The 20,069-nt window shown below is 68.6% G+C and carries 21 protein-coding genes; 13 read left to right on the top strand and 8 right to left on the bottom strand.

Annotated features, from left to right (window positions below; translation table 11 throughout):
* Positions 1–6 precede the first annotated feature (6 nt).
* The 6 genes from OXM58_10615 to gmk all read left to right on the top strand — a co-directional run bounded on the left by OXM58_10615 (position 7) and on the right by gmk (position 5,270).
* The gene (locus OXM58_10615) at positions 7–1,299 is read left to right on the top strand and encodes an AMP-binding protein (GenBank protein MDE0148814.1); all 1,293 of its coding nucleotides are present in this window, start codon (positions 7–9) and stop codon (positions 1,297–1,299) included.
* A 45-nt stretch (positions 1,300–1,344) separates the two neighbouring features.
* A complete protein-coding gene (locus OXM58_10610) occupies positions 1,345–1,653 on the top strand; it encodes an antibiotic biosynthesis monooxygenase (GenBank protein MDE0148813.1) in 309 nt (102 codons plus the stop codon).
* Positions 1,654–1,727: 74 nt separating this feature from the next.
* The gene (locus OXM58_10605) at positions 1,728–2,687 is read left to right on the top strand and encodes a dihydrodipicolinate synthase family protein (GenBank protein ID MDE0148812.1); all 960 of its coding nucleotides are present in this window, start codon (positions 1,728–1,730) and stop codon (positions 2,685–2,687) included.
* Positions 2,678–3,652 (top strand): proline racemase family protein, encoded by a 975-nt coding sequence (locus tag OXM58_10600; protein MDE0148811.1) that lies wholly within the window; start codon positions 2,678–2,680, stop codon positions 3,650–3,652. The genes OXM58_10605 and OXM58_10600 overlap by 10 nt, the downstream gene beginning before the upstream one ends.
* Before the next feature lie 87 nt (positions 3,653–3,739).
* Positions 3,740–4,627 (top strand): YicC family protein, encoded by an 888-nt coding sequence (locus tag OXM58_10595; protein ID MDE0148810.1) that lies wholly within the window; start codon positions 3,740–3,742, stop codon positions 4,625–4,627.
* Positions 4,617–5,270, top strand: coding sequence for a guanylate kinase (gene gmk / locus OXM58_10590; GenBank protein ID MDE0148809.1), 654 nt, complete (start codon positions 4,617–4,619; stop codon positions 5,268–5,270). The genes OXM58_10595 and gmk overlap by 11 nt, the downstream gene beginning before the upstream one ends.
* Before the next feature lie 116 nt (positions 5,271–5,386).
* Here gmk and OXM58_10585 read toward each other — a convergent pair whose 3' ends face one another.
* Positions 5,387–9,022 (bottom strand): DNA topoisomerase, encoded by a 3,636-nt coding sequence (locus OXM58_10585; GenBank protein ID MDE0148808.1) that lies wholly within the window; start codon positions 9,020–9,022, stop codon positions 5,387–5,389.
* Between the two features lie 557 nt (positions 9,023–9,579).
* Between OXM58_10585 and OXM58_10580 the strand changes: the two genes are divergently transcribed.
* The gene (locus tag OXM58_10580; GenBank protein MDE0148807.1) at positions 9,580–10,512 is read left to right on the top strand and encodes a LysR family transcriptional regulator; all 933 of its coding nucleotides are present in this window, start codon (positions 9,580–9,582) and stop codon (positions 10,510–10,512) included.
* A 494-nt stretch (positions 10,513–11,006) separates the two neighbouring features.
* On the opposite strand, the gene OXM58_10575 is transcribed toward OXM58_10580, so the two are convergent.
* The 4 genes from OXM58_10575 to cueR all read right to left on the bottom strand — a co-directional run bounded on the left by OXM58_10575 (position 11,007) and on the right by cueR (position 14,165).
* Positions 11,007–11,780 carry a DUF2927 domain-containing protein gene (locus OXM58_10575; GenBank protein ID MDE0148806.1) on the bottom strand — a complete coding sequence of 258 codons (774 nt, stop codon included), beginning with the start codon at positions 11,778–11,780 and terminating at the stop codon, positions 11,007–11,009.
* A gap of 40 nt (positions 11,781–11,820) precedes the next feature.
* Positions 11,821–13,002: an ATP-binding protein gene (locus OXM58_10570; GenBank protein MDE0148805.1), complete on the bottom strand. Its 1,182-nt coding sequence runs from the start codon at positions 13,000–13,002 to the stop codon at positions 11,821–11,823.
* 244 nt (positions 13,003–13,246) lie between these two features.
* Positions 13,247–13,699, bottom strand: a complete 453-nt coding sequence (locus tag OXM58_10565) for a GNAT family N-acetyltransferase (protein MDE0148804.1) — start codon at positions 13,697–13,699, stop codon at positions 13,247–13,249.
* 34 nt (positions 13,700–13,733) lie between these two features.
* A complete protein-coding gene (gene cueR / locus OXM58_10560) occupies positions 13,734–14,165 on the bottom strand; it encodes a Cu(I)-responsive transcriptional regulator (protein ID MDE0148803.1) in 432 nt (143 codons plus the stop codon).
* A 71-nt stretch (positions 14,166–14,236) separates the two neighbouring features.
* Between cueR and OXM58_10555 the strand changes: the two genes are divergently transcribed.
* The 6 genes from OXM58_10555 (at position 14,237) to OXM58_10530 (ending at position 17,042) form a co-directional block, all read left to right on the top strand.
* Positions 14,237–14,683: a DUF4396 domain-containing protein gene (locus OXM58_10555; GenBank protein ID MDE0148802.1), complete on the top strand. Its 447-nt coding sequence runs from the start codon at positions 14,237–14,239 to the stop codon at positions 14,681–14,683.
* Entirely contained in the window at positions 14,674–15,117 is a 444-nt protein-coding gene (locus tag OXM58_10550) for a cytochrome c (GenBank protein MDE0148801.1), read from the top strand. Before OXM58_10555 ends, OXM58_10550 begins: the two co-directional genes overlap by 10 nt.
* Before the next feature lie 9 nt (positions 15,118–15,126).
* Positions 15,127–15,468: a copper resistance protein CopC gene (locus tag OXM58_10545; protein ID MDE0148800.1), complete on the top strand. Its 342-nt coding sequence runs from the start codon at positions 15,127–15,129 to the stop codon at positions 15,466–15,468.
* A gap of 3 nt (positions 15,469–15,471) precedes the next feature.
* Positions 15,472–16,338 (top strand): CopD family protein, encoded by an 867-nt coding sequence (locus OXM58_10540; protein MDE0148799.1) that lies wholly within the window; start codon positions 15,472–15,474, stop codon positions 16,336–16,338.
* An 84-nt stretch (positions 16,339–16,422) separates the two neighbouring features.
* Entirely contained in the window at positions 16,423–16,659 is a 237-nt protein-coding gene (locus tag OXM58_10535) for a type II toxin-antitoxin system prevent-host-death family antitoxin (GenBank protein ID MDE0148798.1), read from the top strand.
* A complete protein-coding gene (locus OXM58_10530; GenBank protein MDE0148797.1) occupies positions 16,656–17,042 on the top strand; it encodes a type II toxin-antitoxin system VapC family toxin in 387 nt (128 codons plus the stop codon). Before OXM58_10535 ends, OXM58_10530 begins: the two co-directional genes overlap by 4 nt.
* A 42-nt stretch (positions 17,043–17,084) precedes the next feature.
* On the opposite strand, the gene grxD is transcribed toward OXM58_10530, so the two are convergent.
* The 3 genes from grxD to purL form a co-directional block, all read right to left on the bottom strand.
* A complete protein-coding gene (grxD, locus tag OXM58_10525) occupies positions 17,085–17,438 on the bottom strand; it encodes a Grx4 family monothiol glutaredoxin (GenBank protein MDE0148796.1) in 354 nt (117 codons plus the stop codon).
* A 77-nt stretch (positions 17,439–17,515) separates the two neighbouring features.
* Positions 17,516–17,746: a BolA family transcriptional regulator gene (locus OXM58_10520; GenBank protein ID MDE0148795.1), complete on the bottom strand. Its 231-nt coding sequence runs from the start codon at positions 17,744–17,746 to the stop codon at positions 17,516–17,518.
* A gap of 31 nt (positions 17,747–17,777) precedes the next feature.
* The gene (purL, locus tag OXM58_10515) at positions 17,778–20,006 is read right to left on the bottom strand and encodes a phosphoribosylformylglycinamidine synthase subunit PurL (protein ID MDE0148794.1); all 2,229 of its coding nucleotides are present in this window, start codon (positions 20,004–20,006) and stop codon (positions 17,778–17,780) included.
* Between the last annotated feature and the right edge of the window lie 63 nt (positions 20,007–20,069).

Genomic DNA, 20,069 nt, shown 5'->3' with positions numbered 1-20,069 from the left:
AGTCCGGTGCAGAAGCGAGACCTCCGGCTTCCGAAGTCGCGGCGCGAAATCGCGGACATCCAGCGCGCCAGAAAGCCGCTCGCCGTCGAGAACGCGAAACGCGCGCAATACTACCGGGGCCGGCTCGACCATATCGATACCGGCCGCCTCGACGATCCGGAGGAATGGGCCAAAATCCCGATTGTCGACAAGGAAATCCTGCGCGACATCGGCGTCGGAAATTTCGAGGACCGGTTCTGCATCGCGCCGCGCGGCGAGATCGCCGAATACTGGCGCTCCGGCGGGGCGACCGGCGTGCCGCTCTACTATCCGCGCACCCATGCCGACATGGAATACAGCTATCTCCAGCTCTGCCGCTGCTGGGCGATCGCCGGCGCCCGGGACGGCGACTTGTGCCACATGTCGTTTCCGCTCGGCGTCCATCCGGCGGGGCAGCTCTGGGCCCGGACGGCCAACCAGAGCGGCGTCGGCGTGATCTGGGCCGGCTCCGGCGCCGGCACCCCGTCCCAGGTCCAGCTCGACCTGGTCCTGTCGCTCCGGCCGACGATCTGGATGGGGATGCCGAGCTACGGATTGCACCTGGCCAACCTTGCCGACAACCAGGGCATCGACCTGGCCGGCCACACCGTCGAGCGCATCCTCGTCGGGGCCGAGGCGCTCTCGGACGCCAAGCGGGAGAAGCTGGAGCGGGCCTGGGGCGCGGAGGTCAACGACCTGTTCGGCATGACCGAGATCGGCATTCTCGGCGCCGACAGCCGGCACCACGAGGGTTTCCACGTCTGGACCGACCAGGCGGTGTTCGAGGTCGTCGACGAAACGACCGGCCTGCCGGTCCCCGAGGGCGAACCGGGCCTGATGGTCATCACGCCGCTGTTCGTCAACAACGCGACGCCGTTCCTGCGCTGGAGTTCGGGCGATATCGTCCGCATGTATGAAAGTTCGAGCCTGGACGGCCCGTTTTCCGTCTTCCCGGTGATGCGGCACGCCCATCGCACCGTCGGGTTCTTCAAGGTGCGCGGGATCAATATCAACCATGCCGAGTTCGAGGATTTCGTCTTCCGCATCCCGGAGATCAACGATTTCCAGGTCGAGCTGCGCAACGACGGCGGACCGGACATCTTCCATGTCGCGATCGAAGTCAGGCGCGGCAGCGACGCCGCGGCCGTTGCCGAAGGGCTGGCCGGCGAGGTCCGCGAGACCTTCGAGGTCCGCCCGGAGATCGAACTGCTGGAGACCGGCACCCTCGCCCGGGCCTTCGAAAGCAGCGTCAAGGCGCCGCGTTTCGTCGACCGGCGATAGACCGGAATTTCCGCCGGCGGGCGAGAGGCAGAGGAAGAAGGGCTGATGTTCGTTGCAATGAACCGGTTCCGCATCGCGCGGGGACGCGAGGCGGATTTCGAGCGGGTCTGGGCGGAACGCGATACGCATCTCGACGGCGTGCCGGGCTTCCTGGAATTCCGTCTCCTGCGCGGCCCGGAGGCCGACGACCATACGCTCTACGCCTCCCACTCGATCTGGACCGACCGGGGCGCCTTCGAGGCCTGGACCCGGTCCGAGGCCTTTCGCAAGGCCCATGCCGGCGCCGGGGAACGCCGCGACCTCTATCTCGGCCATCCCGAGTTCGAAGGCTTCGAAACCGTGCTCGACCGGTAGCGCCGGACCGGGCTTGCATTCCGGCAGTTCCTGTGATGTTGGACGGCAGGGCATCCCGGAGAAAGGGCGGCACGATGGACACCTCCGTCTTTACCGGCTGCATCCCGGCGCTGATGACGCCGTGCACGGCGCGGGGCGAACCGGACTTCGACCGGCTGGTCGATACGGCGCAACGGCTGATCGCAGCCGGCATGCGCGCGGTGGTCTATTGCGGCTCGATGGGCGACTGGCCGCTCCTGACCGACGCCCAGCGCCGGGACGGCGTCGCGCGGCTCGCTGCGGCCGGCGTACCGGTGATCGTCGGGACCGGGGCGCAGAATCCGAAGCTGGCCGCAGCGCACGCCGCCCATGCCCAGGCCTGCGGGGCGCAGGGGCTGATGGCGATCCCGCGGGTGCTGTCGCGCGCGACGTCGCCGGCGGCGCAGCGGGCGCATTTCGCGGGCATCCTCGCCGCGGCGCCGGACCTGCCGGCGGTGATCTACAACAGCCCCTACTACGGCTTCGAGACGAAGGCCGACCTGTTCTTCGACCTGCGGCGGGATCATCCGAATCTGGTCGGTTTCAAGGAATTCGGCGGCGCAGCGGCGCTCAGCTACGCCGCCGAGCACATCACCGGCCGCGACCCCGGCCTGTCGCTGCTGGTCGGCGTCGATACCGCGGTCTATCGCGGCTATGTCCGCTGTGGCGCGACCGGGGTCATCACCGGCATCGGCAACGTGCTGCCGCGGGAGGTCCTGCAACTGGTCGCGCTGTGCGAACGGGCGGCGGCCGGCGACGCCACCGCCCGGCGGCTGGCGCAGGAACTCGACGAGGCGCTGGCCGTGCTCGCCTCTTTCGACGAAGGGCCGGACCTGGTGCTATACTACAAGCACCTGATGACGGTGGCGGGCCATGCCGGCTACGACCGACATTTCAACGCCACGGACGCGCTGAGCGAAAGCCAGCGTTGCCATGCCGAGGCCCAGCTCGCCCTGTTCAGGGCGTGGCATGCCGGCTGGATGAAAGACCCGGACGCGGCCCGCCTGTGCGCGTAGTCGATTCCCACACCGCGGGCGAGCCGACCCGCACGATCGTCGAGGGCGGCCCGGAATTGGATTCTGACCTGGGCGACGGCACGCTTGCCGACCGGGCGGCGCGGTTTGAGGCGGACCATGCCTGGGTCCGCAGCGCCCTGCTGACCGAACCGCGCGGCTTCGACGCCATGGTGGGCGCTTTGTTGTGCGCGCCGGACGATCCGTCCTGCGCCACCGGCGTCATCTTCTTCAACCCCGCCGGCAATCTCGGCATGTGCGGCCACGGCACCATCGGCGTGGCGGCAACGCTCGCCTTCCTCGGCCGGATCGCGCCGGGCGCGCACCGGATCGAAACGCCGGTCGGCGTCGTTACGGTCGACCTGAAGACCGCCAACATTGCGGCGGTCGAGAATGTCGAGAGCTATCGCTTGCACGCCGGCGTAACGGTCGAGGCCGAGGGGCTGGGGGCCGTGACCGGCGACGTGGCGTGGGGCGGCAACTGGTTCTTCCTGTGCAAGGAGCCGCCGGTAACGCTCGAAACGGCGCACATCCCGGCGCTGACCGACGCGGCGCTCAAGGTGCGGGCGGCGCTCGCCCGTGCCGGCATTACCGGCGCGGACGGCGCGGAGATCGACCATATCGAGTTCTTCGGCCCGCCCGTGTCGCCGGCAGCGGACAGCCGCAATTTCACCCTCTGTCCGGGCGGCGCCTACGACCGCTCGCCCTGCGGCACCGGCACCAGCGCCAAGCTCGCCTGTCTCGCCGCCGACGGCGCCCTGGCGCCGGGCGCGGCCTGGGTCCAGGAAAGCATCATCGGCAGCACCTACCGCGCGCACTACCGGGCCGGCGCCGGCGGCGGCATCGTCCCGACCGTCGAGGGACAGGCCTTCGTCGTCGGCGAAACGGTCCTGCATTTCGCGCCGGACGACCCCTACCGGGCCGGGATCGGTGCGCAGACCATGACAATGGCAAAAAAACCGGGCTAAAGTCCGTTCCACGCCGGAAATGCCGGCATGGGACAACGACGGAAACCGCATGACCGCAGACCGGCGCAATCCTTCAGGCAGGCCCGGATGACCGTATCCAGCATGACCGGCTATGCCCGCGCCGAGGGGGCGCTGGACGGGACGGCCTGGTTCTGGGAGGCGCGCAGCGTCAACAGCAAGGGCCTGGACGTCCGCTGCCGTGTGCCGGCGGGCTGCGAGGCGATCGACGCCGCGGCGCGCAAGGCCGCCGCCGCCGCTTTCGCGCGCGGTGCCCTGTCGCTGTCGCTTCAGATTGACCGGGGCGAGCGGCAGGCTGCGCTCAGGATCAACGAGACGGCCTTGGAACAGGTTCTGGCGCTTCAGGGCGCCCTGGGAGAGCGGGTCGATCCGGCGCCGCCGCGCCTCGATACCCTCTTGACGATCCGCGGCATCGCCGAGACCGTCGAGCCGGCCGAGGACTCCGCGGCGGTGGCGGCGCGCGAACGGGCGATACTGGACACGCTCGCCGACGCCTTCGAGGGACTGGCGGCGGCGCGGACGGAAGAGGGCGCCCGCCTGCTTTCCCTGCTGCGGGCCCATCTCGCCGGGATCGAGCGGCTGGCCGCCGCCGCCGCCGAAACGGCCGAAGCCCAGCCGGCCATGCTGCGGCAGCGCCTCGAGAAGCAGGTCGCGGACCTGCTCGAGGCGCGGGTCGGCGTCGGCGAGGAGCGCCTGGCCCACGAGGCCGCGCTGCTGGCGGCGAAGGCCGATATCCGCGAGGAGATCGACCGGCTGGCCAGCCATATCGCGGCGGCGGGCGCCCTGCTCGACGAGGGCGGCGCCATCGGGCGGAAGCTGGATTTCCTGTGCCAGGAGCTCAACCGGGAGGCCAATACCCTGTGTTCCAAGGCCGCCGACATCGCGCTCACCCGGATCGGCCTCGATCTCAAGGCCGCCATCGAGCAGCTCCGCGAGCAGGTGCAGAATGTCGAGTAGCGCAAGCGGCGGCGGCCGCGGTATCAAGCGGCGCGGCCTGATGCTGGTGCTGTCGTCGCCGAGCGGCGCGGGCAAAACGACGATCTCGCGCGCGCTGCTGGACGGCGACGGCAACCTCACCCTGTCCGTCTCGGTCACCACGCGAGAAAAGCGGCCAGGCGAAGAAGATGGCGTCGACTACCACTTCATCGACCGGGCGCGGTTCGACGCGATGGCGAAGGCCGGCGATCTGCTGGAGCATGCCGAAGTGTTCGGCAACGGCTACGGCACGCCGCGCGCCGAGGTCGAGGCGGCGCTGGCCGCCGGGCGCGATGTGCTGTTCGACATCGACTGGCAGGGCACCCAGCAACTCAAGGCGGCGAAGCGGGACGACGTCGTCAGCGTTTTCGTCCTGCCGCCCTCGACCGGGGAGCTTGAGCGGCGGCTGCACAGCCGCGCCCAGGACAGCGCCGAAACCGTGCGCGCGCGCATGGCCAAGGCCTCCGACGAGATGAGCCACTGGGCGGAGTATGACTACATCGTCATCAACCGGGAGATCGGCGCGAGCGTCCGCCAGGCCCGTTCGATTCTCGAAGCCGAACGGTTGAGGCGGGAGCGGCAGATCGGCCTGCACGGCTTTGTCGGGAAACTGCGAAGAGGGTAGGGCGGCCCCTTCGACAAGCTCAGGGCAGGCTCTCGATACGGCGCTGGTGCGCCTACTCGGGACGAGGCCCCTCGATATCGCGCCGCCGCCACGTCCCATGCGCGGCTCGGCGGGACCTAGAACCGCGCCTCGATGCGTAGCCCGACCGTGTGCTCGGGCTCCACGCCCGCGCCGCCGCCCGCCGAGTTGTCGTTGGCCACCTCGCGCCGCGTCGCTTCCAGCGACAGGTCGAGCGAGCCGGCGCCCGCGGCACGCGAGAGCCGCCAGCCGAGACGGTAGTCGCGCGCCGCCTCCGACAGCCCGAAGCCCAGCTCCGGCGTCGAGGTGAAGCCGTCGCCGAACGCCGCGAAGCCGTAGCCGAACCGCACCTCAAGGCGCCGCCGCGACAGCAGCCCGCCGTCCTTCGCGCCGTTGTCGTTCGCCGCGAGACCGGCAAGCGTGCCGCGTTCGAGCAACGCGTCCGCGCCGCCCGAGGCCTGCCCGCCCATCGTCTGCGTCAGCGTCAGACTCGGACCCCGGCCGGCCCGCGCGCTCTCGGCCCGCGGCGTCCAGGACAGCGCGCCCGAGATCCCGGCCTCGCGGAAGCCCTTGGACTTGTGGCTCATCAGCCCCCGGCCCTTCAGGTCCACGCTCAGGCCGCGCTCCGGGTCCGTCCAGGCGATGCCGCCGCCGACATCCACCCCGAAGCCGGTCTCGGCGTCGCCGCCGTCCTGGCGCACGCCGATCTCGATGCTCGGCCTCAGTTCCGCCCCGCCCTCGAAGCGGAACGGCCGCGAGCCCTCAAGGCCCAGCCTGAGCCGCGTCACCTCGGCGCTTGCGCCCGCAAGCCCCGGCACCGACGCCGAGCGCGTGCGCACCCCCATCGCGTCGGTCTTCACCGCAAGCTCGAAGCCGCCCTCGTCCGGCGCCTGCACCAGCGTGCCGCGCAGGCCGACCGCGCCCATCGCGAGCTCAAGGTCGGTGCGGATCGCCGCCTGCGACGTGCCGTCCTCGTTCGCCAGCGTCACCGTCAGCGTGCCCTCGCCGTAGCCCGCCACGCCCCAGACCGAGATCCGCTCGCCCAGCGCCTGGCGGACCCACGGATAGAGCCCGGTCAGGGTCGAGGACACCGAGCCGCGCCCGGTCTCCGAGCGGTAGCCGCCATCGCCGATGCTGTGCCCGAGGATCAGGCCCAGCGTGGTCCGCTCCCGGCTCCAGTCGGCGCCCAGGAACGCGCTCACCACCTCGCCGTCGACCGTGAGCGCGCCGTCGCGCCCGTCGAAGCGCGACACCGTCCCCCGGCCCCAGAACGCGTAGTGCCCGGTCCGCGCATCGCCCGCCGCGAGCGAGAAGGAGCTCCCGAGCAGGAACTCGCGCTCCGTCATGCCCCGGCCCTGGAGCGGGTGCCGGGTCGTCCCCTCCGGGTCTCCTGCACCCCCGGCTCGAAGGTCGGGGGCCGCTCTCCCCGATTTGGGACGCAGACGCGTCGCGTTCGCCTCCGACGCCGCAAGGCTGCCGCTGCTCCCGCGCACCTCCTCCGACGTTGTGCGCCCGCCCAGCGCTGCCATCATGAGGTCCATGTCGGTCTCGATCGGCGCCTGGCCCTCCGGCGCCCCGGCCGCGCCGACCCGTTGGCCGCCGAGGGTCACCTCCGTGCCGGGAGCCCGTGCCGCCCCCATCCGGCCCTCCACCGCATCGATCACCTGGTCCGCAACCGTGCGCCCGAAGCGCGCGAGCCACGCAGCCGGTATCGGGTCGGAGTTGGTGATGGTGCCCGTCGCCTCCCCCCGGTTGATGGCGATGGTCTTCGACGCGTCGTCGCACAGTTCCGCGTCGCTGATCCTGACCTGCACCGTCTCCCCGCCGTCGTCGATCGGGTCGTCGAGGATGCGGACAAATTCGGTCCATTCGGTGACCCCGGCCGGCTGCCACAGCGTCGTCTTCGGACGCTGCAGGTAGTCGATCCCCTCGCTCGCCGTGCCGGTGTCGAGGGTCTCGAAGTCGTAGCAGACATTCTCGTTCAGCGCCCGCGAGAGCCTGATGGTGAAGTGCAGCCAGCCGCCTCTCTCGCTCCCGCTCGTGTTCTCGATCCGCATGTTCACGTTCGACAACGGGGTCTTGGTGCTCGCGGGCGCGTTGATCGTCCCCGTCGCCTGCCCCCTGATGATCGACAGCGGGCCGAACTCGGCCCCCCGGGGCGTGATTACCCGCGCATTGGCGATCTCGACCTTCACCGTCTCGCCGGCGTCGGCGGCGGCATCCTCGATCAGCCCAACCGAACCCGGCTGCACCGTTTCCCCCGCCGAGAAGACGATCCGGTGGCTCGCCTCCCGGTAGTCGGCGTTCGCGGTCGCTGTGCCGCCCGAAACGGTCCGGAAGTCGACTGCGACGGTCGCGCTCACCGCCTTCGACAGGCTGACGTCGAAGGCGAGGTTGGCGGAGTCCTCGGTGCCGCTGGTGTCGGCGATCGAGAGGCTCGGCAGGCTGCCGAGGTCGAGCGGCTCCGTATCGGTGCTCAGGGTGAGCGTCGGCGAGCCGTCGAGCCAGCCCCCGCTCCCGGTGCAGAGAGCGCCCGTCTCGCCGCAGGGCCGGTTGCCGCGCAGGATAACGGTGACGGGCTCCGTCTCGTCGGCCGGCGCCACCGTCATGCGCCAGTGATTGCTGTAGAGATTGCCCCCCGCGCGCTCTTTGTGGATGCGCTTCGCCTTCACCATGTGCCCGTTGGTCACGCTGAAGGCATGATCGCGCATCTCCCGGTGAGGGATGCTCACGCCTTCGGACAGCCTGAGGTCGAACCGGTATCGCAGGGCGCCGTTGGCAAAGAAGGCTTCGGCGGAGTCCAACGTCGGGATGAGCGGCGGTACCCAGTTGCTGCCCTTGACGTTCATCATGATGGCCGCGGTAACTAAAATTCCATTGAGCCTGAAGGCATTTTCGATAAGCCATCCTGCGGCCCCCGTCTCGGCATCGCTGTTCGTCACCCCTATTTGGAAATCGTGCGTGTGGTTGCCGACGCCAACGATATTCACCAGGTATCGGGTATTCGGAAGCAATCTGGTATTTGAAGGTGCCGTGAAATCGTTCACGGCTCCTTCGTTCAGCGTGGACGGAGTGCTTAATGTGGCCACCAGCTCTCCCAGATTGTTGGTCTCGCTGCTGTCGAACCTGTGAACCGAAACCGTAATGGTTTCAGAGCTCGAGGAATTGTCCTCGTGAATATGGATTCCGACGGAGCTCAGATCGTAACCCGTCATATTGCTACCGGTCGTGAATCGCTGCGTAATTCTGCCGGATGCAGAGTTTCCTGCGTTTATAGCGTTGTCGCGACCTTCACCTGCGTTGCTGACAAGCGTCGTTTGGGCCTGTGCGGCGGTGGCCGCGGCGAACAGCAGGGCCAGGGCGGCGAGTAGCGCGAGCGCGAGTCCGGCGCCGGGGGGCGCGGCGCCGAAACCGAACGTCCTGAGTGCCGCCGCGACCGCGGATGCCCGCGGCCGGCGGCCGCCTTCGCGGAGACCCAACCGGAAAACGCTCACTGCACGCCTTCCCTGCGCCCGATAGCCGACGCCGTCGGGCGCGACGCCTTCGTAGAGGCCCTGTGCGACCGGCATGGTCTTGCGCGCGCCGAAGCCGAGTGGGCGCGATGCCGCCTGCTGCAGGGGCGCCGTGGTGAAGGGCGGGACGGGATCGCGCCGGACCGCGTCCCGTTCGACCGAGGCGACGCGGAAGACGCCCGCGCGGATGCGCTCCTCGGCCGTTTCCGCGCTCAGGCTCATCGCCGCCGCCGCGGAGGAGGGGCGGCCCGGGGCTGCGGTCGGTGAGGCGCGCGCCGGTCCATGTCCCGCCCGGCCGCCATGGCGGCCGCGTTGCCGAGTCCAAGACCCGATCCATTAAGGGCTCGGGGGCGCAATTGGAAATGCCGATCCGGTGAATCTGCATGCCGGCCGGGCCATGTCGGCCGCCTGGCCGGGCGCGACCGCGCTGCTGCCGCAGATGCCGGCCGCCGGCGAGCCGCACGCCGCAAACCCTTGCTGTCTGCCGTCTTCGTCGCCCCGGCCGGGAGCATCCCGGCGCCCGCGTCCGCCGGAATCCCCGGGTCCATAAATCCCATAAACCGAAGCCATCCGCGCGATAGGAAAACCCTGTTGGACGCCGCCGGCGCGAGGCCGCATGTCCGAAGCAGGTCCACGTAAGAGGGCTGCGGAGAGAGCCTGAATGGCGGCATGCGCAATGGAAAACGGCGTGACACGGAATCAGCATGAGGCAGTAAGGCCTCGGGGCGCGGCGACCCGCCGGACCGGTCCGGTCCGCCCACAGACCGGGACGCGCTGACATGTTTGAGCGGCGCAGCGACCTGGTCCGGCTCCTCGCCGTCGCCGACGCGGAGAGGATCGTCACGGCGGCCGACCGGCTTGCCATGACCCAGCCGGCGCTCAGCCGCATCGTCGCCCGCCTTGAGCAGGAGTTCGGCGGCAGCCTGTTCGAGCGCATCCCCGCCGGCGTGCGCCTGACCCGCCTCGGCGCCATCGTCGTCGGGCACGCGCGCCGCATCCTGCGCGACATCGAGGACGGCGAGGAGGCGGTCGCGGCCGCGCTCGCCGGGCGCACCGGCCGCTTCCGGGTGACCGCGCCGCCGCTCTGGATGCAGGCCGTGGTCGCGCCCGCCGTCCAGGCGTTCCACGCCGCCTTCCCCGAGGTCGAGCTCGGGCTCCGCACCGCCGCCTGGCGCGACGGCCTGCGGATGCTCGACGACGGCTGGAGCGATCTTCATATCGGCGGGCCCGAATCCGGCGAGGCCCTGCCGGCGCATCTCCGGCGCGAGCGCTTCCTCGAAGTGACCGGGGGCATCGTCACCGCAAGCGGCCATCCGCTCCATGACGCCGCGCCCGAGCCCCGCGACCTCGCCGGTTGGCCCTGGATCGACATCGATGGGCCGGGCGGGACAGATGACGGCCGTCCATCCCTGGCCGCCGTCCTCAACGAACTCCGCGGGCTCACCGGCGGGCCGGTGCGCGCCGTCCTCCGCGCGGGCTCGGCCGGCCTGACGCTGCTGGCGGCCGGCCCGTGGCTCGCCTGGCTGCCGCTCGACCTGCTCGATCGGCTGCCCGGAACCCCGCTGAAGGCCCTGCCCCTCGACTTCGGCCGACGCCGCTACCGCGCGGGATTCATCGCCCGCCGCTCGGCCGAGGATCTGGAGCCTTTCAGGATGCTCGAAGGCGCCATGCGCGACGTTGCGTTCGGGCGCAGTCCCGGACCGCCGGAATAGAACCTGACCAGCAACGCCCGAGCGGTTCCGCCCCGCTGGCAGACGGCTTGTGGGTCAGGCAACTCCGGAGGGATCGGAAACGAGGCCCGATACGTTAGAGTAGCCCCGTTCGCCACGGTACGACCGACACCCGTCAGCCGGCGCATTCCGTCGCTTGGCGGGCGATGGCGCTTCCAGGTGAGCCGCCCGCTCGCGGCACGGCTTCACCATGGACCGGGTTGGACTGGTGCAGTTCTCATCGCCGTCACCCCGCGCGACCGCCCGAAGAATGCCGGCAGGTGCGAAACCGGTCAGCCGCCGCCACTTGGAGCCAGCGATCGTCCGCACACTGAAAAACATCGAATTCGGTTTGATGACCGGTCCTGCAATACCCGTTCCCGGCCTCCCAAACGGAAGTGATTTACCGTGTTGTTACAATGCACTATGGAACTGAACCAAGTTATCGAAATCTAAGGCCCGGGACGTATCGAAGGGCGGATCGCTCCGAATCTCCTTCAGTAGCCCATCCTGCGGCGCAGCGCCGGCAGGATCTGCCGGACGCGGCGGGCCGTTTCGGCGCGGCTCAGGCCCGGTTCCAGGCGCGGATCGTAGAGCAGGGCGAGGAACAGCCGGTCGAGCCGCGACAGGGCTGTCGAACGGTCGGCGTCGTTGAACACCGAGCGCACGCCGCCGTCGGCGTCGTTGGGCAGGCCGAGCACCTGGGCGGTTTCCTCGACGATGCAGCGCTCCAGCAGGTTGCGCCGCACCGCCCGGTCGACCGGGATGAGAACCCGGGCGTTGACGATGGCCCCGGTCTCGACATCCTGGCCGAAGAAGCCGGCGCAATTGGCGTCGGCGATCGTGCCGCCGAGGGGCCGGTTGGCTGCGGCCAGCGCCCGGCGCACCTGCCAGGCGAACAGGTCCTCGCCGGTCAGCGCGATCAGGAAGTTGGCGTCGAACAGCGTTGTCCGGACGATCGCCAGGCCCGTGAGGCCGGCGAGGTTGCGCATCTGGCGGTGCAGCGCCGCCTCGGCCCGCTCGGTGTCGGGCCCGCCGGTCCAGCGCACCACCCTGTAGCGGATGCCGCCCCGCCATTTCGCCAGGTGCTGCCGCGGCCGGTCCGCATGTTCCCGGCCGAAGGCTATCGTGAGGAAATGCCGGGCGACCCGCCGGTCGGAGAGCGTCCGCTCCGTTACCGCGCCATGCCGGACGAGTCCCCAGGCAGCCAGCCCGGCGGCGAGCGCGGCCAGCAGAAGCAACAGCCAAAGGGATGCGGCGCGGCGGTTCATGAGCAACTGGTATCGATTTGCCGCCGACGCACGAGACGACCTACGGCGCTTCGTGAAATCCGGCCCGGTGGAGTTCCCGCCACGGTATCAGATCGCCGGCCTCGCGATGTTCGGTTCTTTCGCCGCCATAGGCGACAATCAGCGAACAGGGACGCGACTGTTGAGCGAAATGCCGTCGGACGCGCCGGGCGCCGGCGAACAGATCAGACGAGGCGGTTGCGGCGGATTTGGCCTCGACGATCGTCAGGCGGGACGGGTGTTCGATTACTAGGTCAGCTTCGGCTCCGTTGCTGTCCCGATAGAAGGACAACCCGCCGGTTTCGCCCCGGTTGATCCGGTGTTTGGCGATCTCCGAGACGACCCAGCTTTCGAAGATGGCGCCGCGCAAGGGATGGCTGCGAAGCTGGTCGGGAGTGCGAATCCCGAGCAGCCAGCAGGCCAGACCGGTATCGTAGAAATGCAGCTTGGGCATCTTCACGAGCCGTTTGCGCAGATTGCCGTGAAACGGCGGCAGCCGGAACGCGATAAAGCCGGTTTCGAGGACGCTGAGCCAGGCCCTTGCAGTCGGTTGCGTAATGCCGCAATCGCCGGCCAGGGATGCGTAGTTCAGCAATTGCGCTGTCCGGCCGGCGCACAGCGCGACGAAGCGCTGGAACGTCGCGAGATCGCCGATGTTGGACACCGTCCGCACGTCGCGTTCGATATAGGCGGCGACGTAGGAACCCAGCCAGTCCGCGGGGTCCAGTTCGCGGTCGAAAATGCGCGGATAGCCGCCGGCGAACAGGGTCACGCCCAGGGTCTTCGGACGGCGCGGAAAGCGCAGGATCTCGCGATGGCTCAGCGGAAGGAGATTGTAGATCGCCGTCCGTCCGGCCAGCGATTGGCTCACGTTCTCCAACAGGGAGATATTCTGCGAACCCGTGAGGATCCAGCGGCCCGGCGCTGGGTCGGCGTCTATGATACCCTGAAGGTAGGAGCACAGGTCCGGAACCCGCTGCACTTCATCGATCACGGCACCGTCGGGAAGTTGCGCCAGGAACGCGCGCGGGTCTTCGGCTGCAAACGCCCGCACGTCCGGCGTCTCCAGAGACCGATACGGCAGATGCGGGAACAGCTCCCGGCACAGTGTCGTCTTGCCGCTCTGGCGGGGGCCGGTGAGCGTGATCGACGGCCATGTCCGCGCTGCCCGTTCGAGCCAAGGGGCGATGTCACGGGGGATCATGGGGGGTATTCTAGGTCAGGTTCTATGCAAATACAAATTCTAATTTTCAATTTTCATATTTATTGGGATGTTGAGACCTGACCGATGATAGCATCGGGGCAGTTTGGACCGGCTTCATGCAAAATTCAGGATAAATTAAAACGATATTTTGGATTTGCGAATTATTGGCTTCGCGGACTTCGCGCCGACTGCCGCATGCCGCCAATCGGCCGGGCGACGGTGTGCCGCCATCCGGCCCCGCCGATCAATCGACCGCTTTTGCCATATAGATCCGGTCGTATCCGCGTTCTTTCATCCTGTGGGTAATCGAGAATCCGAGATGTTCGTACAGGGCGACGTTTTCGACCATCGTTTCGTGGGTGTAGAGGCGCACGGTGCCATAGCCCAGGCGCCGCGCGGCCGCTTCCGCCGCCTCCACCAGCCGCCGCCCGATTCCGAAACCCTGGGCGTCCGGATCGACGGCGACGTTGTCGAGCAGCAGGTGGTCGTCCTTCTCGATCAGCACGAGGACACCGCAGATCCGTTCGTCGCGGCAGATAACGCGCACCAGCCCGTCGGCAATCAGCGCGGCATAGTCGTCCAGCATCGGGCCCGGCATGCGGCCCATCCGTTCGATGTAGCCGGAGTAGGCGCGGTCCACCAGCGCCGCGACCTCGCTCGCCTCCCCGGCGGCAGCGAAGCGAAGTTCGAAGTCCATAAGCTCTGCTCCCGTCGGCCGGAACCGGGTCGACCTACCCGGGCCGATCGATCGGGGCGCGCGCCAGCGCGGCCGGGCGGCGGGCTTCCAGGCCGTCGATGATCGGGCAGTCGGGCCGGTGGTCGCCGCGGCAGGCTTCGACCAGGTGGGCGAGCTCGTCGTGCAGGGACTGCAGCTCGCGCTGCTTTTCGGCGATCTCTTCCAGCCGCCGGGCCGCGATCCGTTTGACGTCGGCGCTGGAGCGGTGCCGGTCCTCATAGAGACCCAGAAGCTCGCGGCACTCTCCGACCGAGAAGCCGAATTCCCGCGCCCGGCGGACAAACACCAGCTTGCGCAGCGCGCTGTCGTCGTAGCTGCGGTAACCGGAATCGGATCGGGCGGGCGCCGGCACCAGGCCGATGTCCGAATAGTAGCGCACCGTCTTGACCGGTAGCCCGGCGGCTTCGGCCACAGTGGAAATGTTCATCGCGGACCTCTTGACCTTCCAGTAACTGGAAACACTAGGTTGCCTCGGAGAGCAAAGCAAGCGGGGCGCACATGGCTGCGATTGCGGAAAACCTGGCGATAGACTGGCGCTGCCGCCACACCTGGAACAGGGCGTCGAAGAACACGGCCTGGTGCCTGCTCGGCTGCGCCATCGGCGATTTCGGCACCATCGCCTTCTTCCAGTTCACCGGCATCCCCTGGCCGACCCTGGCGATCATGACCCTCGCGATCGTGAACGGCCTGCTGACCTCCATCGCCCTGGAGACCTTCATCCTCGCCCGCCAGATGGACTTGCGGACGGCCTTCCGCACCGCCATCGGCATGTCCTTCATCTCGATGGTCGCCATGGAGACCATGATGAACGCGGTCGACTGGGCGCTGACCGGCGGTGCCATGCTGACATGGTGGGTCGTGCCGCTCATGCTGGCTGCCGGCTTCGTCACGCCGCTGCCCTACAACTACTGGCGGCTCAAGGCGCTGGGCCGGGCATGTCACTGAAGCAATCCGCGATCTTGCTCGTGCTGGCCGGCGCGCTCGTCGCCGGCGGATATTTCCTGTTCGGCGCTTCGGACCGCAGGGCGACACCGGAGGCCGCAACGGAAGCGGGCGGCGCTCCGATGGTCGAGATCGTCCTGCCGGATGCGCTGTCCGACCGGGCGCAGAGCGGTAAACGGCTGTTCGACGAAAACTGCGTCACCTGCCACGGGCCGAACGCCGCGGGGCAGGAGGAGCTCGGGCCGCCGCTGGTTCACATCATCTATGAACCCGGCCATCATGGCGACGAATCGTTCCAGCGGGCGGTCGCCCTCGGCGTCCGCGCCCATCACTGGCGGTTCGGCAACATGGCGCCGGTCGAGGGCTTGAGCCGTGACGACGTCGCCCTGATCGTGGCCTATATCCGGGAACTGCAACGGGCCAACGGCATCAACTGAAGACGAGCCATGAAGCCAATCCTGCTGGCCGGCCTGCTGTTCCTGGGCGCGACGACGGCATTCGCGCATTCGAAGCTGAATACGACGGAGCCGGCCGACGGCGCGGTGCTGGCGCAAGCGCCGGGCCGGATCGTCCTGTCGTTCGCGAAACGGATCCGCTTGACGAAAGTGCGGATGCGCCACGGCGACAACGCCGCGGTGGACCTCGATCTGAGCGGGCAGAAGGGCTTTGCGACCCGAATTGCCATTCCGGTATCGGGCGGCGGCTCCGGCCTTTACCGGATCGAATGGCGCGGGCTGGCGGCGGACGGCCACACGATGCGCGGCAGCTTCGAATTCAGGGTGAAGTGACCGTTGCCGGACCTCTGGGAACTGCTCTCGATCCTTGCGAAGTTCCTGATGTATTTCGGCGTTCTCGGCAGCGTCGGGCTGGTTCTCGCGCGTCTCGTCTTCAGGCGGGAGACCGGAGCGGCGCACCGTCGGATCTGCGGGCAGGCTTCGGCGCTGGCGCTGCTGGCGCTCGCCGCCGCCGGCTTCGGTTTCCTGTTGCGCGGCGCGGCAATGACCGGCGATGCGTCCGGGATGACGGACCCGGAGATGCTGGGCCTGCTCTGGCGGAATCCGCCGGGCACCCGGCTGCTTCTCCTCGGTTCGGGCCTGCTTCTGGTCCTCGCCGGGCTGCGCGCGCCGCGGATCGGCCTCTGGATCGCCGGCGCCGGCGGTTTGCTTGCGCTCTGGTCGTTCGCGCGGATCGGCCATATTCCGGACGCCGGGCCGCTCTGGCTCCAGGCGCTGCTGGTCCTGCATCTAGCGGCGGCGGCCTTCTGGATCGGCATCCTGTCGCCGCTGCGCAGGCTGGCCGCGCTACCGGATGAACTGTCCGCGGCGGCCGAACTGGGCCATCGCTTCGGCCGAATCGCCGCCGTCACGGTGCCGGTCCTGATCGCCGCCGGGATCGTCATGGTGTGGCGCCTCCTCGGCGACGTTTCGGCGCTGGCGACGACCGGCTATGGCCTCACCCTGCTCGCCAAGATCGCCGGGGTGGCGGTCCTGCTCGGCGCGGCGGCGCACAACAAGCTGCGCTTCGTGCCGGCCATGCGCCGGGGCGAACCGGCGGCGGCGGCCCGCCTGCGCCGCTCCATCGCCGTCGAATGGCTCGCGGTCTGCGCCATCCTGCTGGTCACGGCGACGCTGACCACGTTACAGCATCCGCCCGGTTGATCGATTTAGCGAAATCGTGCAAATTCCAATTGAATACGGGCCCGGCTTTAGCTAAGTTTATCGGACTAAGTTCGGGAGTTTCCGATGAAAACCGTCAACATGCACGACGCCAAGACCAACCTGTCGCGCCTCGTCGCGGCGGCGGCCGCGGGCGAGCCCTTCATCATTGCGCGCGCCGGGAAACCATTGGTCAAGGTCGAGGCGCTGGAGCAGCCGGAAGCGCCGGAGAAACAGTTCGACTTTCTCGCCGGAGATTTCCAGGTCCCGGATGATTTCGATACGATGTTCGAGGACGAGATTGCCGAGATGTTCGGCGCGTGAGCCTGCTACTCGACACCCATATTCTGGTCTGGATATCTGCCGCCTCGCATCGTCTTCCGCCTGACGTCCGGCGAAGACTCGAGGCCCGGGAGGAGACGCTGGTGTTCAGCGTAGCCAGTCTTTGGGAAGTCGCGATCAAGAACAGCCTCGGTCGCGGTAATTTCCCGGTCAAAGGCGCTGATCTGAGACGGGGGCTACTGGCCAGACGTTACGAAGAATTGCCCGTAACCGGGCCGCATGCGCTCGAAACCGCCGCCCTGCCGGCGATTCATCGCGATCCGTTCGACCGCATCCTGGTGGCGCAGGCGCGGTGCGAGGGGCTGACACTGCTGACCGCGGACAGGCGCGTCGCCCGCTATCCGGGGCCGATCGAACTGGTTTGAGTGCGCCGCCTTTATGCCGGCGTCTAACCGGCGGTATCGCCGTCAGGCTGTCCCGGAAAGGCCCTTGCCGGCCATATACTGCTCGAGCTCGCCTTCCTCGAACATCTCCCGAATGATGTCGCAGCCGCCGACGAATTCGCCCTTGACGTAAAGCTGCGGGATGGTCGGCCAGTTGCTGTAGGCCTTGATGCCTTCGCGGATTTCCATGTCGTCGAGCACGTTCACGCCTTTGAACTTGACGTTCATGTGCGACAGGATCTGGACCACCGCCGCCGAGAAGCCGCACTGGGGAAAGACCGGCGTGCCCTTCATGAACAGGACGACGTCCTGGTCGTCGATTTCGGTCCTGATGCGGTCGAACACGGGATGGTCGGCGGGAGCGGCGGCCTGGGTCATGGGATGGTCCTCATCGGAAAGCGGTTGCGCCGGTTTGCGTTTGAAGAGCCCGAACATGGCAGCCGGTTCCTCCCGGCTCAAGGGGCGCTGGTGTTGAGGGCGAGGGCGTGCAGCACGCCGCCCATCCGGCCCTGGAGCGCGGCATAGACCATCTGGTGCTGCTGCACCCGGGTCTTGCCGGCGAATTCGGAAGAAACGACCTGCGCGGCATAGTGGTCGCCGTCGCCGGCGAGGTCCTGGATGGTCACCTGCGCGTCGGGCAGGGCCTGCTTGATCAGGGATTCGATCTCGCGTGCATCCATCGCCATGGGCTGCGGCACTCCGGCGGTCGTTCGTCGGTCAGGATCGGGCGGCGGCCGTGCCGGATTGCGAACCCCCGATCCAGCCGGGCAGCCAGCCTTCATGCGCCTCCCGGAGGCGCGCGAGCGATATAGGGCAGCCCTTCCGGAGGGTCAACGAAGGCTCCGCGACAGTTTCGCCGATAACCGAGGCGGGCACGCCGGCGGCCTGCGCCGCCTCCAGAATTGCCCCGGCATCTTCAGATTCTACGAGGTAGCGGCCCTGGTCCTCGCCGAACAGCCAACCGTGCAGCGGTAAACCGGCCGGCGGCTCGTTGAAGACAATGCCGGCCTGGCCGGCGAGCGCCATTTCCGCAAGGGCCAGCGCCAGGCCGCCGTCCGAAAGGTCGTGGCAGGCGAGGACATCGCCGCTGCCGATCAGGCGGCGCACGAGGTCGCCGTTGCGCCGTTCGGCTGCCAGGTCGACCGGCGGCGGCGCGCCGTCCGTCCGGCCCAGCAGGTCGCGCAGGTAGATCGAGGCGCCGAGATGGCCCGCAGTCCTGCCGATCAGGACAAGGGCGTGGCCCGGTGCGACTATGCCCCGATCGACCGCGTTTGCGCCGTTCTCCAGTACGCCGACGCCGCCGACCACTGGGGTCGGCAGGATCGCCTGCCCGCCGGTCTCGTTGTAGAGCGAGACGTTGCCCGAAACGACCGGGAAGTCGAGCGCCCGGCAGGCCTCGGCCATGCCGGTCACGCAGCCGGCAAGCTGGCCCATGATTTCGGGCCGGGTCGGATCGCCGAAATTCAGATTGTTCGTAATCGCCAGCGGCGTTGCGCCGACCGCCGTCAGGTTGCGCCAGGCCTCGGCGACCGCCTGCCGCCCGCCGGCGACGGGATCGGCGAGACAGTAGCGCGGCGTACAGTCCGTGGTCAGGGCCAGCGCGCGGGTGCTGTCCGGCAGGCCGACGACGGCGGCATTGCCGCCCGGCCGGAGGCGCGTCCGGCCCATGACGAGATGGTCGTACTGCTCCCAGATCCAGCGCTTGCTTGCCTGGTCGGGGCTGGCGAGCAGGGTGAGCAGGGCGTCTTCCACGCTACCCGGCGGTGCACACCCGGCGGGATCGACCGGCGCAGGCTGCGGCGTCGCCTCCCACGGACGGTCGTATTCCGGCGCTTCGCCGACCAGCGGATCGACCGGGATGTCCGCCGCCGGTTCGCCGCCCATCCGGGCCACGAACCGGCCGCTGCCGGTAATTCTGCCGATCACGGCGAAGTCCAGTTCCCATTTCTCGAAGATGGCGCGGGCTTCCTCTTCGCGGCCGGGCTTCAGCACCATCAGCATCCGCTCCTGGCTCTCCGAGAGCAGGATTTCGTATGCTGTCATGCCGGTCTCGCGGGTCGGCACCAGATCGAGGTCGAGCGCGATTCCGACGCCGCCCTTGGACGACATTTCGACCGACGACGAGGTCAGGCCGGCGGCGCCCATGTCCTGGATTGCCACGATGGCGTCGGTCGCCATCAGCTCCAGGCAGGCTTCGAGCAGCAGCTTTTCGGTGAACGGGTCGCCGACCTGCACGGTCGGCCGCTTCTCCTCGCTGTCGTCCTCGAAGGTCGCCGAGGCCATGGTCGCGCCGTGGATGCCGTCGCGCCCGGTCTTCGAGCCGACATAGACCACCGGATTGCCCGGCCCGGCCGCCGCCGAATAGAAGATCCGGTCCGCCGGCGCGATGCCGATCGTCATGGCGTTGACCAGGATGTTGCCGTTGTAGGCCGGGTCGAAATCGCATTCGCCGCCCACGGTCGGGACGCCCATGCAATTGCCGTAGCCGGCGATGCCCGCCACGACGCCGGAAACGAGATGGCGCGATTTCGGATGCGCCGGATCGCCGAAACGCAGGGCGTTCAGGTTGGCGACCGGCCGGGCGCCCATGGTGAACACGTCGCGCATCATGCCGCCGACGCCGGTCGCCGCGCCCTGGTAGGGCTCGATGAAGGACGGGTGGTTGTGGCTTTCGATCTTGAAGATGCAGGCCAGCCCGCCGCCGATATCGATGACCCCGGCGTTCTCGCCCGGCCCCTGGATGACGTGGGGCGCTTCGGTCGGTAGCGTCTTCAGCCACTTCTTCGAGGATTTGTAGGAGCAATGCTCCGACCACATGACCGAAAAGACGCCGAGTTCGGCGAGCGTCGGCGCGCGGCCGAGGATGTCGAGCAGCGTTCGGTACTCATCCGGCGTCAGGCCGTGGCCGGCGACGAGGTCGGGGGTGATGGGGGAGGGGTCGGTCATGCGGCCGGCGTGGGCTTCTTGGAATGGAGTTCCGGTTCTACGTTCCGTCCGCCCATGCGTAAA

Source organism: Rhodospirillaceae bacterium, from assembly GCA_028819475.1.
Lineage (GTDB): Bacteria > Pseudomonadota > Alphaproteobacteria > Bin65 > Bin65 > Bin65.
Note: the sequence above shows the minus strand (reverse complement) of the source record. Positions and strands in the feature narration are given on the sequence as shown.